Here is a 2,139-nt window from a genome sequence, read left to right on the forward strand (position 1 = left end):
TTTATCGTCATTCGGAGAGACCTCTATGAGTCTGGAGACAAGAGAAGATCTCGATACGGTCGAAACCACGGAGTGGCTGGAATCCCTGGAATCTGTACTGGATCGTGAGGGCGAAGATCGTGCCCGCTACCTGATGACCCGCCTGGCGGATCGCCTGCGCCGGGACGGGATGAAGGTACCCTTCTCGGTGACAACCCCGCACCGTAATACGATCCCGGTTCACCGCGAAGCGCCAATGCCCGGCGATCTGTTTATGGAGCGCCGGATTCGGTCGTTGATCCGTTACAACGCCATTGCCCAGGTAATTCGCAACAACCGCGCTAACCCGGGATTGGGCGGCCACATCGCCAGCTTTATGTCGTCTGCCACCCTGTACGATGTGGGTTTCAACCACTTCTTCCGCGCCCCCAAAGGCGATTTTGAAGGCGACCTGATTTACATCCAGGGCCACGTAGCGCCGGGTATTTACGCCCGCTCCTACCTGGAAGGCCGCCTGTCCGAAGCGCAGATGGACAAGTTCCGCCGCGAAGTCGACGGCGATGGCCTCTCATCTTACCCGCACCCCTGGTTGATGCCGGACTACTGGCAGTTCCCCACGGTGTCCATGGGCCTTGGCCCGATCCAAGCCATTTACCAAGCCCACGTGATGAAGTACCTGCATCACCGTGAGCTGAAAAACATGCACGACCGCAAGATCTGGTGCTTTATGGGCGACGGCGAGTGTGACGAGCCAGAATCCCTCGGCGCCATCTCCCTGGCAGGCCGTGAAAACCTCGACAACCTGATCTTCGTTATCAACTGCAACCTGCAGCGCCTGGACGGCCCGGTACGCGGTAACTCCCGCGTCATGGACGAGTTCGAAGGCGTGTTCCGCGGGGCCGGTTGGAACGTCATCAAAGTCGTCTGGGGCCGCCACTGGGATCCGCTGTTCGAGAAGGACAAAAAAGGCATCCTGCAAAAACGCATGGACGAAGCGGTCGACGGCGAGTACCAGAACTACAAGGCCAACGGTGGGTCTTACACCCGCGAGCACTTCTTCGGTAAGTACCCCGAAACCGAGGAAATGGTCAAAGACCTCTCCGACGACGACATCTGGAAGCTCAACCGCGGTGGCCACGACCCGTTCAAGGTCTACGCGGCCTATCACGAAGCGGTCAACCAAACCAACGGCAAACCCACCGTGATCCTGGCGCACACCGTCAAAGGCTACGGCATGGGCAGTGGCGATGGCGAAGCCGCCAACGAGTCCCACCAGGTCAAGAGCATGGAGTACGAAGCACTGCGCAAATTCCGCGACCGCTTCGGCATTCCGCTCACCGACGAACAGCTCAAAGACGTGCCCTACTACAAGCCGGAAGAAGACTCCCCCGAGCTCAAGTACATGCACCTACAGCGCGAACGCCTCAACGGCTACCTGCCGAGCCGTCGCAGCGACTTTGCAGCCCTCGAGATCCCCAGCCTCGACGACAAAACCTTTGCCTCGCAAATGGTCGGCTCCAAAGGGCGTGAAGTCTCCACCACCATGGCCTTTGTACGGATTCTCAACGGCCTGGTAAAAGACAAACAGCTCGGCAAGCAGGTCGTACCGATTATCCCCGACGAAGCGCGCACCTTCGGCATGGAAGGCATGTTCCGTCAGCTCGGGATCTACACCTCCGAAGGGCAGAAATATGAGCCGGTCGATAAAGGCCAGATCATGTTCTACCGCGAAGACCAGAAAGGCCAGATCCTCGAAGAAGGGATCTCTGAAGCCGGCGCCATGTCCGCCTGGATTGCGGCGGCCACCTCCTACAGCAACAACAACGTCACCCTGCTGCCGTTCTACATCTACTACTCGATGTTCGGCTTCCAGCGTATCGGCGATTTAGCTTGGGCCGCCGGTGACCTGCAAGCCCGCGGCTTTATGGTCGGCGGCACCGCCGGGCGTACCACGCTCAACGGCGAAGGCCTACAGCACCAGGATGGTCACAGCCTGATTCAGGCCTCCACCATCCCCAACTGCCGCAGCTACGACCCCACCTACGCCCACGAAGTCGCGGTCATCGTGCAGGATGGTCTGAAGCGCATGTTCTCCGACAAAGAGAACTGCTTCTACTACCTCACCGTCATGAACGAAAACTACGAGCAGCCCGCCCTTGA

General features: G+C 59.1%; 1 protein-coding gene. It reads left to right on the plus strand.

The window, feature by feature from the left end; all coding sequences use genetic code 11:
* Positions 1-25: 25 nt before the first annotated feature.
* Positions 26-2,139: pyruvate dehydrogenase (acetyl-transferring), homodimeric type (gene aceE, locus CPA45_RS22395; protein WP_096655515.1), on the plus strand; the 2,114-nt coding region annotated here is incomplete at its 3' end.

Origin of the sequence: Vreelandella nigrificans, assembly GCF_002374315.1 — a bacterium.
In the GTDB taxonomy this organism is placed as follows: domain Bacteria; phylum Pseudomonadota; class Gammaproteobacteria; order Pseudomonadales; family Halomonadaceae; genus Vreelandella; species Vreelandella nigrificans.